Here is a 14574-nt window from a genome sequence, read left to right as displayed (position 1 = left end):
ACCCGTGTTACGGGCGGGCTACGGGAGTCTCAAAGCTTGACGGCGATCGCGGTGTGCGGCCGCTTCCCGCGCCGCGCCAGGGTGGCGGGCACGTCCACCAACCAGTACTGCCAGGTGTACTTGCGCGACATCAGCTTCCGCACCCGCCGCAGCCCCGTTTCGTCGAGCAGCCGGGCCTCGCCCTCGTGCACCGGCGCCCCCTCCCGGACGCGCCCGCGCACGTCGCACGCGGTGACGGTGACCCGCCCGTTGTTGCGGATGCGCTTGACCTTCCACGTGTCGGTACGCGTCCACACGTACAGCTCACCGCCGTCGGCCACCGCCCAGACCGGCGTCGCCACGGGCGTGCCGTCCTTGCGGAAGGTGGTGAGACTGATGTAGCGCGCTCTGCCGAGTTCCTCGAGATCCATGACGCGACCCTAGTCCCGAGGGCCTTCCGGCGGGGGCGGGGGCGTCCTTCCGTTCGCCGCGGCAGGACTGCGGGCCGCCTTCGAAGGGGCGCGGCTCGCGTCGTCGCCGGTGCGCGGCCGGCCGTCGGGGGCGGCGCACGCAGCGAGCAGCAGGCCGCCCGCGAGGAGGGCGCCGAGGATTCCGAAACCGAGTCGCTGGGATGCGTTCGTGGCTGACACGCCTTCACGCCTGCCCCGCGCCCCGGCGCTCCCACCGCCGATTGGGCCGTTCGGCCCGCCGGACCCGCCCGGACGGACCGGCCAGGACGGAGCGATCCGGACAGCCCGGCCTCAGGCGGGGACGACGGCGCTGCGCGTCAGCAGATCGTCCAGCGAGAGCCCGAGCGCCCCGGCGAGCGCGGCGACCGTGAAGAAGGCGGGGGTGGGCGCGCGGCCGGTCTCGATCTTGCGGAGGGTCTCGGCGGAGAGCCCCGCGCCGGCGGCGACCTCGACCATGCTGCGGCTGCCGCGGGCCTCGCGCAACAGCGCGCCGAGCCGCTCGCCGCGCTCGCGCTCTTCAGGGGTGAGAGGGGTACGGACCATGCCCTCATCCTACCCCCGGAGACCAATAACTATCCCGTCATTGTTATACCGGTATAGTTATTGGCATGGTGGAACTGAAGACGGACCGAGAGATCGACGAGATGCGTGCCGCGGGCCGGGTGGTCGCCCGCGCCCTGGCCGCCGTAAGGGAAGCGGCGCGCGTCGGGGTGTCCCTGCTGGACCTGGACCGGGTGGCCCGGGGGGTGCTCCGGGAGGCCGGCGCGACCTCGCCCTTCCTGGGGTACCGGCCGCAGTTCGCGCCGGTGCCCTTCCCCGGCGTGGTGTGCGCCTCGGTCAACGACGCGATCGTGCACGGCATCCCCGACGGGTACCGGCTGCGCGACGGAGACCTGGTCAGCATGGACTGCGGGGCGAAGCTCGGCGGCTGGGTCGGGGACGCGGCGGTGAGCTTCACCGTCGGCCGGGCCCGCCCGGCCGACCTGCGGCTGATCGAGACCTCCGAGGCGGCCCTCGCGGCCGGGATCGCCGCCGCCGTGCCCGGCAACAGGATCGGGGACATCGCCCACGCCGTCGGCACGGTCTGCCGCGCCGCCGGGTACGGCGTCCCGGACGGCTTCGGCGGCCACGGCGTCGGCCGCAGCATGCACGAGGACCCGGGCGTGCCCAACGAGGGCCCGCCGGGACGCGGCATGAAGCTGCGCCCCGGCATGGTCCTCGCCATCGAGCCGATGCTGATCGCAGGCGGTACGGACGACTACCGGTGCGACGGGGACGGCTGGACGCTGCGCACCGTCGACGGCAGCCGCGCCGCGCACTCGGAGCACACGGTCGCGATCACCGCCGACGGCCCGAGGATCCTCACCGCGCCGTAGCGGCCCCGCCGCCGGGGCCCGGCGGGCGGGGGGGAGCCGGGGCGGGGCCCCGCCGCACACTCCCCCGGCCCGCCGCGAGGCGCTACGGCCTGCCGTGCGGGTGGACGACCATGGCCGAGCCGCCGCCGCGGCGGGTGGTCTCGGCCGCCGCCAGCCAGCGCCCGTCGGGCAGCCGCTGGACACCGGTGGCGGCGCCGATCTCCGGGTTCAGGCGGAAGCCCTGGCCGAGTGCCTCCAAAGAGGCGCGGAGCGGGCTGTTCCACAGGCCCGGCTCCAGCTCGGTGGTGGCCTGGTTGCGCTGGCTGGCGCGCGGCGCGGCGATCGCGTCGACCAGCGGCAGGCCCCGGTCCAGGTGTCCGGTGAGGGTCTGCAGGACGGTGGTGATGATGGTGGCGCCGCCCGGGGAGCCCACGGCGAGCACCGGCCGGCCGTCCTCCAGCACGATCGTGGGGGACATGGAGGAGCGCGGCCGCTTGCCCGGGCCGGGCAGGTTCGGGTCCGGGACTCCGGGCGCGGCCGGGGCGAAGGAGAAGTCGGTGAGCTCGTTGTTGAGCAGGAACCCGCGGCCCGGCACAGTGATCGCACTGCCGCCGGTGGACTCGATGGTGAGGGTGTAGGAGACCACGTTGCCCCAGCGGTCGGCGACCGTCAGGTGGGTGGTGTTCTCGCCCTCGTACGTGGTGGGGGCGGCCTGGCCGGTGGTGGCGCACGGCACCGGGCTGCGCGGGTCACCGGGGGCGAGCGGGCTGGTCAGCGTACGGTCCGGCTTGATCAGGCAGGCGCGCGAGTCGGCGAACCGCTGCGAGAGCAGCTCGCGCGTCGGCACGCTGACGGCGGCCGGGTCGCCGACCCAGCGGCCCCGGTCCGCGAAGGAGATCCGCGAGGCCTCGATGAAGTGGTGCAGGTACTGCGTCTCGGAGAGCTTCGACAGGTCGGCGCGTTCCAGGATGTTGAGGGCCTCGCCGACGGTGGTGCCGCCGGAGGAGGAGGGCGCCATGCTGTAGACGTCCAGGCCGCGGTAGCCCACCCGGGTCGGATCCTGCCGCTTGGTCGCGTACGCGCGCAGGTCGCGGGTGGTCAGGTCGCCGGAGCGGACGGTCCGTGTCGCGGCCGGGTCCACCGGGGGCTTGCGGACGGTCCGGACGATCTCCTCGGCGATCGGGCCCCGGTAGAGCGCGCCCGTGCCCTTGCGGGCCAGTTCGGCGTAGGTGTCGGCCAGGTCCGGGTTCTTGAAGGTGGAGCCGACGACCGGCAGGGCGCCGCCGGGCAGGAAGAGCTTCGAGGTGTCGGGGAAGTCCCTGAACCGGGCCTCGTTGAGCTCGGTCTGGGCCCGGAAGGTGCTGTCCACGGTGAAGCCGTCGCGGGCCAGTTTCTCGGCGGGCTTGAGGAGCTGGGGCAGCCTGCGGGTGCCCCAGGCGTCGAGGGCGCTCGTCCAGGTGGCGGGGGTGCCGGGGACTCCGACGCCGAGGCCGCTGGTCTGGCCCTCGGCGAAGGGGATGGGGACGCCGTTCTCCTGGAAGAGGGCGGCGGTGGCCGAGGCCGGCGCGGTTTCCCGGCCGTCGATGGTGTGCACGCGCCGCGACTTGGCGTCGTAGTAGACGAAATAGCCGCCTCCGCCGATGCCCGCCGAGTAGGGCTCGGTGACGCCGAGTGCGGCGGCGGTGGCGACGGCGGCGTCCACGGCGTTGCCGCCGGAGCGCAGGACGCCGATGCCCACCGCCGAGGCGTCGGCGTCGACACTGGCGACGGCCCCGCCGTAGCCCGCGGCGACCGGGACCTTCGCCGGCGGGGCCGGGGCCCCGGCGGCGGACGGCGGTGCGGCGCCGGTCGAGACGAGTGCGGCGACGACGGCCAGCAGCGGTAACGTGCGGGCGACGGGACGGTGCATCCGGACCTCCAGTGGCAGCGTGGCGCCGAGCCTAGCGCCGAGCCCCCCGCCCCGTCAGGGCGCCTGGTGGCACGCGCCGTCGGGCGCACCCGGTTGCGGGGCGCGTGATCTCCCGCACCGGGTGTCCCGGTGCCGCGGTCACGGCGCTAGCATCCCGCGCATGAACGACGACGTGCGCAACATCCTGCTCGGGGTGATAGCCACCGCTCTCAGCGGCGGGCTCGGCTGGTTCGCCCGCACCTACCTCTGGCGGCGCGCGCTCCGCCGCAAGCAGGCCTTCTTCGGCCTGCCGACCGGCTCCGACTGCCTGTTCGTGGTCAACCGGCAGATGGGCGGCACCGATGCGTCCCTGCACCGCAACGACGCCTTCGCCCTGCTGGAGATCTCCTCCCTGATCAGGGACTGCGGGGCGACCGTCCAGATCGTCACCCACGACACGGCCCGGCAGGGCTTCGGCGAGCGCGCCGAGTTCTGTGTGGGCGGGCCCGCCTCCAATGCCCGGACGACCGCGCACCTGGCCTCCATGCTGCCGGGGGTGCGGACCGATGTCGGGCTCGCGTCGGGGCATCCGGACCGTGGGGCCATCCGGGTCGGCGGGGAGGCGTACCGCTGGGTGAAGGGCGAGGTCGAGCACGTCCTGCTGGCGCGGCTGACGACCGGGCAGGGCTCCCGGCCGGTGTTCCTGCTGTCGGGTCAGACGGCCATCAGCAACCAGGCCGCGGCCCGTTACCTGGCCAGGCACCACGAGCGGCTGGCCCGCAAGTACGGCAACGGGTCGTTCTGCCTCATGCTGAAGGTGATCAACTCCGATGCCTACGGCCCCGACGTCACGGAGCTGCTGGCGGACGTCACCGGGCCGGCCCGGACACCCGAACCGGCAGCCGCGTGATCCCGTTGATGAAGTTCGACACCAACCGCCGCGGCGGGCCCGCGAGTTCCGGCGCGGGCATGGCCGCGCACCACTCCTCGTAGAGGGTGCGCAGCTGGAGCCGGGCGAAGTGGGCGCCGAGGCATACGTGCGGGCCGTCCCCGAAGGAGACGTGCGGATTGGGCGTCCGGCCGAGGTCGAGGCGGCCGGGGTCGGTGAACACCCGCTCGTCGTGGTTGGCGGAGGCGTGGAAGACCACCACCTTGTCCCCGGCCCGGATCGGCTGCCCGGCCAGTTCGGTGTCGACGGCGGCGGTGCGGCGGAAGCTGAGCACCGGCGGGTGGACGCGCAGGAGTTCGTCGACGGCCCGGTCCACGGGGACCCGTCCGTCCGCGAGCCGCCGGTAGGCGTCCGGGGCGTGGGCGAGTGCGAGCAGGCCGCCGGGGGCGGCGCTGCGCACGGTGTCGTTGCCGGCGACGGTCAGCAGGAAGAAGAACATCTCCAGTTCGGCCGGGTCGAGCCGGGCCCCGGCCAGGGCGGTCATCACGTCGTCGCCGGGGTGCGCCCGTTTGTGGGCGGCCAGTTCGCGGGCGTACGCGAACATCTCGCCGAGCAGCGCCGGGGAGCGCGGGTTGAGGGGCTTGCCGTCCGGGCCGAGCACGGGGGCCGGGGCGTCGTCGGGGTCCTGGTAGCCGATGATCCGCACGGTCCACTCCAGCAGCAGCGCGCGGTCGGCGGCCGGGACGCCGAGCAGGTCGGTGAGGTTCAGCAGCGCGTATTCGTCGGTGACGGTGCGCACGAGGTCGGCCGCGCCGTCCTCGGCGCCCTCCCGCGCGGCGGCCAGCAGGGCTTGGGCGCGTTCCCGTACCCGGCCGGCGAAGGCGTCGACGCGGGCGGGGGTGAAGGCGCGGGAGACGAGCCGCCGCAGCCTGCCGTGCTCCGGCGGGTCCTGGTTGAGCATGGTGCGCCGCAGGAACGGCAGGTCGGCCGGGTCGGGGTCGCGGATCTGGGTGGCGCCGATCCAGGAGGAGTACGTGCGGTGGTCGCGCAGGACGTGGACGACGTCGGCGTGCCGGGTGACGGCCCAGAAGCCGGGCCCGGCGGGCCAGCCCTGGATCTGCGGCTCCGGCTGCCAGGCGACGGGATGGTGCTCGCGCAGCAGCCGGTAGCTCTCGTGCGGGAGGCCCTCGGCGTAGATCCGGGGGTCGAAGACGTCCGGGACGTCCGCGGGGTGATCCATGGGGCCACCGTGACGGGTGCGCAGCCCGGCCCGCAAGGGGCGCGGCCGGCCGCGGGCCGGCCGCACGCGTCAGCGCCGCCGCCCGCACTCCGCGGACGGGAGGGTGGTGTCGGTGCCCTGCAAGGTGACCGGGCTGATGACGTCCGGCCGGGCGGAGACGCCGACGGTGCACACCAGCTGGTCGCGGGCCAGGTCCGACAGGGGCTCCACGGCGAACGGCAGACGGACCGTCAGCCCCGTGTCCGGCGCGGGCGCGCTCACGATCATCGCCTCCGCCCCGTCGGGCAGCCTGGGGAGCTCCGTGGTGAGCCCGGCCTCCTGGGCCGGACCGCTGGGGCCGTTCATCAGCAGCCGCAGGAGCGGCACGGGCGCGAGGGTGTAGTCGGCGCCGATCGTGAACGGCACCGGGACGAGCCGGTCGCCCTCCTTGGAGACGTAGTAGAGGACGGCGGCGTTCTTGGAGCCGGGGACCTTGACGGTGGCGGCGTGTCCGCTGTCGATCACCCCGGTGCGTTTGATCCCGCATCCGGTGAGCAGCAGGGCGCAGCCGGCCAGTGCGGCCGTGGCCGCACTGGCCCGGGCTCTCGTCTTCCGCCCTGTCATGCGCGGGCCTCCAGTGGCATGTCGAGGGTGAAGAGGGCTCCCCCGGAGGGCCCGTTGCCCGCCTGGAGGGTGCCGCCGTGCAGGCGGACGTTCTCCAGGGTGATGGCGAGTCCGAGGCCGCTGCCGGCGGAGCGGGTCCTGGCCGCGTCGGCCTTGAAGAAGCGGTCGAAGATGTGCGGCAGCACCTCGGGGGCGATGCCGGGCCCGCTGTCGGCGACGTCGATGAGCAGCCGTTCGCCGTCCTCGCCCGGTGAGGTCCGTACGGTGACGTGTACGGGGGCGCCGCCGTGCCGCAGGGCGTTGCCGACGAGGTTGGCGAGGACCACGTCGAAGCGGCGCGGGTCGAGTCGGGCGCGTACCCGGTCGGGCAGCCGGGTGACGACGCGCTCGTCGTCCCAGTGGCGGCGTTCGAGGGTCTTGCGCACGGCTTCGGCGATGTCCACGTCGTCGAGGTTGAGCTCGGCGGCGCGGGCGTCGAAGCGGGAGATCTCCATCAGGTCCTCGACGAGGACGGCGAGTTTGCCGGTCTCGGCGCTCACCAGGCGCAGGGCCTTGGCCGTGTCGGCGTCGAGGCGCGCGGCGTCCTCGTCGAGGACCTCGGTCACGGCGAGCATCCCGGCGAGCGGGGTGCGCAGTTCGTGGGAGACGTCGGAGGCGAAGCGGCGGGCGCGGGTCTCCGCGTCCTGCAGCTCGCGCACGGACTGCTCCAGAGCGCGGGCGGTCTCGTTGAAGGTACGGGCGAGTCCGGCGAGTTCGTCGGCGCCCCGGACCTCGATGCGGGTGTCGAGGCGGCCCCGGCCCAGCCGCTGGGCGGCGCGCCGCATGTCGCGGACCGGCCGCAGTACGCTGCGGGCGGCCAGCAGCGCGGGGATGATGGCGATGGCCAGCCCCGGGACGGCGCCCTGCTGGGCGGCCTCGACCATGGCTTCGACGGTCTGCTTCTCGGTGGAGAGCGGGACGCTGGCGTAGAAGACGACGCCGGTGGCCTCGGTGTAGCCGTTGTGCTCGAAGACGGCGGGGACGCCGATCGTGAGCCACGGGTTGCCGCGCTGGTCCTCGGCGCGCTGGAAGGCGGCGTACTGGTTGTGGCGGACCTTGTCGCGCAGGCTGTCGGTGATCACGCCGGAGGTGGGCGTGCCGGGGTTGGTGGAGACCCGCAGTGCGCCGTACTCGCCGAAGATGATCCACGGGTGGGGTTTGCCGCGCTTGCCGAGCTCGATGACGATGCGCTGCAGCTCCGGCTGGCTCAGCGGGAGGTGGAGCTCCTGCTGCTCGACCTGGTCCCGCAGGGTGTTGACGGCGGTGTCCTGGGTCTGTTTGAGGATGGCGTTGCGCGCCTGCTGGTAGGTGAGGGCGGCCGTGCTGACCGCACTGATCGCGGCGACCAGCAGGAAGGCCGCTATCAGCCGGGTGCGCAGCCCGAGCGGTGCTATGCGTCGCACCCCGGCCTACAGGGGGCCGAAGCGGTAGCCGAAGCCACGCACGGTCTGGATGTAGCGGGGGCTGCCGGCCGGGTCCTCGATCTTGTGGCGCAGGCGGCGGACGCAGGCGTCCACGAGCCGGGAGTCGGCGTGGTAGCTGTGGTCCCAGACGTACTCGAGGAGCTGCTGGCGGGAGAAGACCTGCTCGGGCGAGGCCGACAGGTGCAGCAGGAGCTTGATCTCGCTGGGGGCGAGGGCGACGCGCTCGCCGTTCTTGGCGACGGTCAGCCCGGCGCGGTCGATGGCGAGTTCGCCGTGGACCGCGATCTCGGGGCGGGCGCCCACGGGGTCGCTGAGCCGGCGCAGCACGGCCTTGATGCGGGCTTCTATGACCTCGGTACGGGCGGGTTTCACGATGTAGTCGTCGGCGCCGGCCTCCAGGCCGATGACCACGTCGAAGTCGTCGCCGCGCGCGGTGAGCATGATGATCGGCACCTCGCTGTTCTCGCGTATGCGATGGCAGACCTGCACACCGTTCATGCCGGGCAGCATCAGGTCGAGGAGGACGAGTTCGGGGCGGAAGCCCGCCATCAGGGCGAGCCCTTCCTCTCCGGTCTCGGCGGAGCTCACTTCGTGGCCGCGGCGGCGCAGGCCCAGACCCACGCCCTCCCGGATGGACGGGTCGTCCTCGATCAGCAGTACACGTGGCATCCGGCCAGTATGCCAAGTCGTTCTGTTGCGCTTCCTCCTGCTATCGGCCGGCCTTTCGCCGCAGGGAGTCCAGCAGGTCGGTGATCTCCGTCAGGCGCAGCGGCCGGGCAAGGAGGACGACGACGAGAGCGAGGGCCGCGGTTCCCGCCCCGACCGCCGCGAAGTCGCCGAGGCCTTCGGCGGCCCGGGCGGCCGCGTACGCCGCGGCCGCCGCCGGGACGCAGGCGGCCAGGAGCCGCAGGTGGGTCCGTACGGCCGTGGCGCGCCGCTGCGTACGGGTCCCCGCACGCGGGCCGAGCCGGCGAGAGAGGGTGTACGCGGTCACGGCGGCGCCCGCGAGGAAGGCGAGGGAGGTGGCCGCGGCCATGCCGGTGACCGCCCAGCGCGGGGACAGCAGGAAGTAGGCGGCGGCCGACAGCCCGGCGTTCAGCGCGGCGATGACCAGGTTCAGGAAGAAGGGGGTCCGGGTGTCGGAGAGGGCGTAGAAGCCGCGCGAGAGCACGTACTGCGCGGAGAAGGCGATCAGGCCGGGGGCGAAGGCCATGAGCATGCCCGCCATGACCTCGATGTCGGCGGCGTCGGTGACGCCGTACTCGAAGACGCTGCCCATCACCCAGGGTGCGAGGGCGGCGAAGAGCGCGGCGGCGGGGACGACGAGGGCGGCGCTGGAGCGCAGCGCGTAGGAGATGTCCCCGCGCAGGGTGGCGAGTTCGCCGTCGGAGGCGGCCGCGCTCATCCGGGGCATCAGGGCGGTCACGAGGGAGACGGTGATGATGCCCTGCGGGACGATCCACAGCTGGTAGGCGTTGCTGTAGGCGGTGTAGCCGGCGCCGGGGAGGCCGGCCAGGTCCGCCTCGGTGCCGGCGGTGGTGGAGAGCCGGGTGACGACCCAGTAGGCGATCTGGTTGGTGAGGACGAGCATGACCAGCCAGCCCGCGTTGCGCAGGGGGCGGCCGAGGCCGCTGCCGCGCCAGTCGAAGCGGGGGCGCCAGCGGAAGCGGGCCGCGCGCAGCGAGGGGACCAGGGCGAGGGCCTGGAGGACGATTCCGGCGGTGGTGCCGAGGCCCAGGAGCCGGGTCTCGGCGGCGGTCAGGCCGTCCGTGGCGTCGTGCGAGACGTAGAGGAAGAGCCCGAAGACGCCGATGATCACGATGTTGTTGAGGACCGGGGTCCACATCATCGCGCCGAACCGGCCGCGCGCGTTCAGCACCTGGCCGAGCAGGGTGAAGAGCCCGTAGAAGAGGATCTGCGGCAGGCAGTAGCGGGCCAGCGCGACGGTGGTGCTCTCCTGGGCCCCGCTGTAGCCGGTGTACACCGAGACGATCAGCGGGGCGGCGAGGACGGCCGCGGCGGTGAGCGCGACGAGCGCCGCCGTGCAGGCGGTCAGCAGCCGGTCGGTGTAGGCGGCGCCGCCGTCGGCGTGTTCCTTGGCGGCCCGGACCAGCTCGGGCACGAAGACGGCGTTGAGCGCGCCGCCGACGAGCAGCATGTAGATGATGTTCGGGACCGTGTTGGCCACCGCGTAGCCGTCGCCGAGCATGCCGATGCCGAGGGCGGCGACGACGACGGCGGAGCGGATGAAGCCGGTGGCACGGGAGACGATCGAACCGGCCGCCATGAGCGCGCCGCTGCGCAGCACCGAGGTCTTGTCCGGTGCCGGGCCGCCGGCCGGGGCGGCGCTGTGCCTGGTGTCGGTGGCCGTCACCGGCGGGCCAGGTAGGCCTGGAACGCCTTGTAGAGCGCCGTGTTGGCCACTCCCTCCATCGGGGTCTCCCATTCGCCGAGCGTTTCGACGACCTGCCCGCCGGTGCCGAGCTTCCAGCGCAGCAGCCCGAAAGAACGTTCGTCGGGGTCAAGGGTGGAGGGTACCCCGCGCATGTCGTACTCCTCCGCCCCGAGGGCGTGTGCGTCGCACATCATGCGCCACTGCAGGGCGTTGCTGGGCCGCACCTCGCGCCGGTGGTCGGCGGAGGCACCGGTCTGGTACCAGACCCGCTTCCCGGCGACGATCAACGTGTGGGCGGCGAGGATCTCGCCCCGGTGGATGCCCAGGTAGAGGCGCATGCGGCCGGGCTGCTCGGCGTTCAGGACCCGGTACTGCTGCTCGTAGTACGCGAGGGAGCGGCCGAGCCGGAAGCCGTCGCGCTCCTCGGTGATGCGCAGCAGCCGGTAGAACTCGGGCAGGTCGGCGGAGGTGCCGAGGACCGTCTCCACACCGGCCTTCGCGGCCTTGCGGACGTTGCGCCGCCACTCCTGGTTCAGGCCCGACCACAGGTCGTCCAGGGAGCGGCCGGCCAGCGGCACGCGGAAGACGTGGCGGGGCTGGGCGTCGCCGTCGTCCTCACCGCCGCAGCGCTTCCAGCCGCGGGTGCGCAGCCGGTCTGCGAGGGCGGCGCCCACCGGGTCGACCTCGGTGGCGAGCACGTCGGATATCTGGCGGCCGGTCCCGGTGCCGGCCTTGGCGGTGGCCGCGTCCCAGCGGCGGTGGGCGGGGGTGGGGCCGATGCGGACGGCGAAGGCACCGGAGGCGCGCATGTGGCGCATGAGCGGGTTGAGCCAGCGGTCGATGCGCGGGTCGGACCAGTCCGCGACGGGGCCCTCGGGAAGGTAGGCGAAATATTTACGGGTGCCGGGGAATTGGCGGTAGAGAACGAGTCCGGCACCTTCTATTTCGCCGCCGGGATAGTGCCATCCGACCTTTTCCGAGCGCCAGAGGTCCTTTACCGCGGCCCAGGACGGGTACTGGAGGAAACTCGCCCGGCCGTGCCGGGAAAGGAACGCCTGGTATTCGAGGTCGGACAGGGTGCGCACCGTCAGCTCCCGGTCCTGGTCGTGTTGCCGGGCGGGGGTCACGAGCAGTGCACACATGGCTGATCGGCCTTCCTGTACGTCGGTGGCGGGGCCGGGGATCCGGATGCACAGGACTCTCACAGCCGCCCATGACCGGACGGCGCGGCGATTGTGACCGGACGGTGACCGTTTCGCTGCGGTCCAGGTCACAAGCGGCGGGACGACGTTTTTCGCGGATTGCGCAACCTAGAGTCGCCCTGTTCGCATCTAGGTTTGCGAACGGTTAATTCTTGGGAGGGGTTTACGTTGAGCCGCACACGCCGCACCGCCATGGCCGGTACCGCACTTCTGGCCGCCGCGCTCACCGCCTGCTCGGGCGGAAGCGATGGCGGGAGCAGTGCGACCAACAACGCCGAGCTGAAGCCGAAGGCCGACATGGCCGTCTCGGTGAACCTCACGGGCGATCAGGTCAAGGCGGGCCAGCCCGTCACGGTGACCGTCGCCGAAGGCAAGCTGGCCCAGGTGAAGGTGACCGACGCGAAGGGCGCGGAGCTGCCTGGGAAGATAGCCGACGACGGGAAGACCTGGACCTCGGAGCGCAACGCCCCGCCCGGTGCGGAGTACAAGGTCGAGGCGCAGAACACCGACAGCCAGAGCGCCACCACGCAGTTCAAGACCGGCCCCGCCGACAAGGTGAACAAGGTCTCGATCAACATCTCCAAGGGCAGCACGGTGGGCGTGGCGATGCCGGTGTCCCTCGTCTTCGACAACCCGGTGACGAACAAGGCCGACGTGGAGAAGCAGCTCAAGGTCACCACCTCGGACAACACCGAGGGTTCCTGGGGCTGGATGAAGGACCACGACGGCAAGGACCGCGTCGACTGGCGGCCCAAGGACTACTGGAAGTCCGGCACGGACGTGAAGGTCGACATGCACCTGAACGGCGTGGACTCCGGCAAGGGCGGCGGGCTGTTCGCCCGCGACTACAACACCGAGTTCAAGATCGGCAAGGACCGGCGGGTCCAGGTCAGCCTCGACACGAAGAAGATGTCGGTCACCCAGGACGGCCAGGCGCTCAGGACGATCCCGATCTCGGCCGGCACTCCCGGCGGCAAGAAGGCCTCCTGGTCCGGGAAGATGGTGATCATGACCAAGGAGGGCACCATCCGGATGGACTCCCAGACGGTGGGCCTGGACAACGCCTACGACAAGATGGTCGATTACTCGATGCGCCTGACCTGGTCCGGCATGTACGCGCACGCCGCCCCGTGGAACTCCGGCAACTTCGGCCGCACCAACAGCAGTTCCGGCTGTGTGGGGATGAGCGACGCCGACGCCAAGGAGTTCTTCGGGCAGTCCCAGGTCGGCGACCTCTTCGAGGTGGTCGGCGAGGGCTCGAAGGGCCAGGCGCCGATCGGCAACGGCTACGGCGAGTGGAACCTCTCCTGGGACGAGTGGAAGGCCAAGAGCGCCCTGTCGGCCGCCCCGCAGAACGGCTGACCTGCCGACCGTTCCACTGACTCTCGTTCAATTGTTACCACCACGTAACTTACTGATGGGTTACCTTCAGTAATCCGCTCCCGTTACCGTCGGGTCACTTTGACAACCCGGCGTACGCGAGGAGCGATTGATGGAACGCACCACCACCGCCGCAGCCGTGGCAGCCCTGCTGGCGGCAGCCGCCCTGGGCCTGGCCCCCCACCAGGCCCAGGCGGCTCCCGCCCCCGCCGCGGCAGTCGTCTCCGACGCCGCGGCGGCCTCGCCGGAACTGCGTTTCCACGACATCCCCGGATCCGGCGGCATCACCCTCAAGGGCAACGTCTTCACCCCGGCCGGGGCCGTGAGCGGCCGCAAGTACCCGCTGATCGTGCTGCCCACCAGCTGGGGCCTGCCGCAGATCGAATACATCGCGCAGGCCAGGAAGCTCGCCGACTCCGGCTACGTCGTGGTCAGTTACACCTCCCGCGGCTTCTGGCTCTCCGGCGGCAACATCGAGGTCGCCGGCCCGCCGGACATCGCCGACGTCAGCGCCGTCATCGACTGGGCCCTGGCCAACTCCCCCGCCGACGCGGACCGCATCGGCCTCGGCGGGGTCTCGTACGCCGCCGGCATCACCCTGCTGGCCTCCGCCCACGACGCGCGCATCAAGGCCGTGGTCGCGATGAGCGGCTGGGCCGACCTCATCGAATCCATCTACTCCGGCCGCACCCAGCACCTCCAGGCCGCCGCGATGCTCGGCGCCGCCGGATACCTCACCGGCCGCCCCGGACCCGAACTCCAGGCGCTGCTCGGCAACTTCCTCGGCTCCCGGCTGGACCAGGAGCAGCAGATGATCGAGTGGGGCAGGCAGCGATCCGCCTCCGAGCAGGTGGACCGGATCAACGCCAACGGCGCAGCGGTCATGCTCGGCAACGCCTGGGGGGACACGATCTTCCCGCCCAACCAGTACGCGAAGTTCTACGAGCGGCTGACCGGCCCCAAGCGCCTGGAGTTCCGGCCCGGGGACCATGCCACCGCCGAGGGCACCGGCCTGCTCGGCCTGCCCAACGACACCTGGACCAACGCCCACCGCTGGTTCGACCGCTACCTCAAGGGCGAGCGCAACGGCATCGACACCGAGGCCCCGGTGCAGATCAAGTCCCGCAGCAACGACGGCTACGAGGGCTACGCCGACTGGAAGTCGGTCGGCGCGGGCGGCACCGAGAAGCTCGCGCTCTCCGACAGCGAGCACCTCTTCGCCAATGTCGACTCCGGCGCCAACGGCGGCATCCTCCTGCTCTCCAGCGCCCTCGACCAGTTCGTCAAGGCGCCGCCGATCGCCTCCATCCCGCTCCTCCCCCGCGCCTTCGCCGCCGTCTGGCAGTCGGGGCGCTACGACGAGGACCGCCGGGTGCGCGGCACGGTGAAGCTGCACACCACCGTCACTCCCACCAAGGCCGACGGCACCTTCGTCGCGTACCTCTACGACGTCGGCCCGCTCGGGATCGGCAAGCTCGTCAGCAACGCCCCGTACACCTTCCACGGCCGTACGCCGGGCCGGGCGTTCGGGGTGGACCTGGAGCTCTTCTCCACCGCCTACGACGTGCCCGCGGGCCACCGCCTCGCCCTCGTCATCGACACCGTCGACCCGCTCTACATCGAACACAACCCCACCGGGGCGCAGCTGACCTTCTCCTCGCCGCGCTCCGATCCGTCGTACGTCTCGGTACCGCTGCGCGAGCAGTGACC

The 14574-nt window shown here is 72.4% G+C and carries 13 protein-coding genes; 4 read left to right on the top strand and 9 right to left on the bottom strand.

Annotation, left to right across the window (positions count from 1 at the left end; genetic code table 11):
* Positions 1 to 29 precede the first annotated feature (29 nt).
* Together OG472_RS34255 and OG472_RS34250 are read right to left on the bottom strand one after the other, a co-directional pair.
* The gene (locus OG472_RS34255) at positions 30 to 410 is read right to left on the bottom strand and encodes a PPOX class F420-dependent oxidoreductase (protein ID WP_401604673.1); all 381 of its coding nucleotides are present in this window, start codon (positions 408 to 410) and stop codon (positions 30 to 32) included.
* A gap of 330 nt (positions 411 to 740) precedes the next feature.
* Positions 741 to 992, bottom strand: a complete 252-nt coding sequence (locus OG472_RS34250; RefSeq protein ID WP_401604670.1) for a helix-turn-helix domain-containing protein — start codon at positions 990 to 992, stop codon at positions 741 to 743.
* A gap of 65 nt (positions 993 to 1057) precedes the next feature.
* Between OG472_RS34250 and map the strand changes: the two genes are divergently transcribed.
* Positions 1058 to 1825, top strand: coding sequence for a type I methionyl aminopeptidase (gene map, locus OG472_RS34245; RefSeq protein WP_383571709.1), 768 nt, complete (start codon positions 1058 to 1060; stop codon positions 1823 to 1825).
* An 82-nt stretch (positions 1826 to 1907) separates the two neighbouring features.
* Here map and ggt read toward each other — a convergent pair whose 3' ends face one another.
* A complete protein-coding gene (gene ggt / locus OG472_RS34240; protein ID WP_405832749.1) occupies positions 1908 to 3713 on the bottom strand; it encodes a gamma-glutamyltransferase in 1806 nt (601 codons plus the stop codon).
* A gap of 160 nt (positions 3714 to 3873) precedes the next feature.
* On the opposite strand from ggt, the gene OG472_RS34235 reads away from it, so the two are divergent.
* Positions 3874 to 4602, top strand: coding sequence for a hypothetical protein (locus OG472_RS34235; protein WP_401604665.1), 729 nt, complete (start codon positions 3874 to 3876; stop codon positions 4600 to 4602).
* Here OG472_RS34235 and OG472_RS34230 read toward each other — a convergent pair.
* The 6 genes from OG472_RS34230 to OG472_RS34205 all read right to left on the bottom strand — a co-directional run bounded on the left by OG472_RS34230 (position 4562) and on the right by OG472_RS34205 (position 11424).
* Complete coding sequence (locus OG472_RS34230; protein WP_405832747.1) at positions 4562 to 5821, bottom strand: cytochrome P450; 1260 nt, start codon at positions 5819 to 5821, stop codon at positions 4562 to 4564. The two genes, OG472_RS34235 and OG472_RS34230, sit on opposite strands and share 41 nt — an antisense overlap.
* Positions 5822 to 5890: 69 nt before the next feature.
* A complete protein-coding gene (locus tag OG472_RS34225; RefSeq protein WP_401604660.1) occupies positions 5891 to 6424 on the bottom strand; it encodes a hypothetical protein in 534 nt (177 codons plus the stop codon).
* Positions 6421 to 7866 carry an ATP-binding protein gene (locus OG472_RS34220; RefSeq protein WP_401604658.1) on the bottom strand — a complete coding sequence of 482 codons (1446 nt, stop codon included), beginning with the start codon at positions 7864 to 7866 and terminating at the stop codon, positions 6421 to 6423. Before OG472_RS34220 ends, OG472_RS34225 begins: the two co-directional genes overlap by 4 nt.
* Before the next feature lie 6 nt (positions 7867 to 7872).
* On the bottom strand, positions 7873 to 8556 hold the full coding sequence (locus OG472_RS34215) for a response regulator transcription factor (protein WP_361763060.1): 684 nt from the start codon (positions 8554 to 8556) through the stop codon (positions 7873 to 7875).
* 40 nt (positions 8557 to 8596) lie between these two features.
* Positions 8597 to 10333, bottom strand: a complete 1737-nt coding sequence (gene murJ, locus OG472_RS34210; RefSeq protein ID WP_405832745.1) for a murein biosynthesis integral membrane protein MurJ — start codon at positions 10331 to 10333, stop codon at positions 8597 to 8599.
* The gene (locus OG472_RS34205) at positions 10258 to 11424 is read right to left on the bottom strand and encodes a lipid II:glycine glycyltransferase FemX (RefSeq protein ID WP_405942368.1); all 1167 of its coding nucleotides are present in this window, start codon (positions 11422 to 11424) and stop codon (positions 10258 to 10260) included. Before OG472_RS34205 ends, murJ begins: the two co-directional genes overlap by 76 nt.
* Positions 11425 to 11676: 252 nt before the next feature.
* On the opposite strand from OG472_RS34205, the gene OG472_RS34200 reads away from it, so the two are divergent.
* Positions 11677 to 12846, top strand: coding sequence for an Ig-like domain-containing protein (locus tag OG472_RS34200; RefSeq protein ID WP_405834976.1), 1170 nt, complete (start codon positions 11677 to 11679; stop codon positions 12844 to 12846).
* A 130-nt stretch (positions 12847 to 12976) separates the two neighbouring features.
* Positions 12977 to 14572: a CocE/NonD family hydrolase gene (locus tag OG472_RS34195; protein ID WP_405832741.1), complete on the top strand. Its 1596-nt coding sequence runs from the start codon at positions 12977 to 12979 to the stop codon at positions 14570 to 14572.
* Positions 14573 to 14574: the final 2 nt, after the last annotated feature.

This window comes from Streptomyces sp. NBC_00207 (genome assembly GCF_045160965.1).
GTDB lineage: Bacteria > Actinomycetota > Actinomycetes > Streptomycetales > Streptomycetaceae > Streptomyces.
This window is presented reverse-complemented; position numbering and strand designations above follow the sequence as displayed.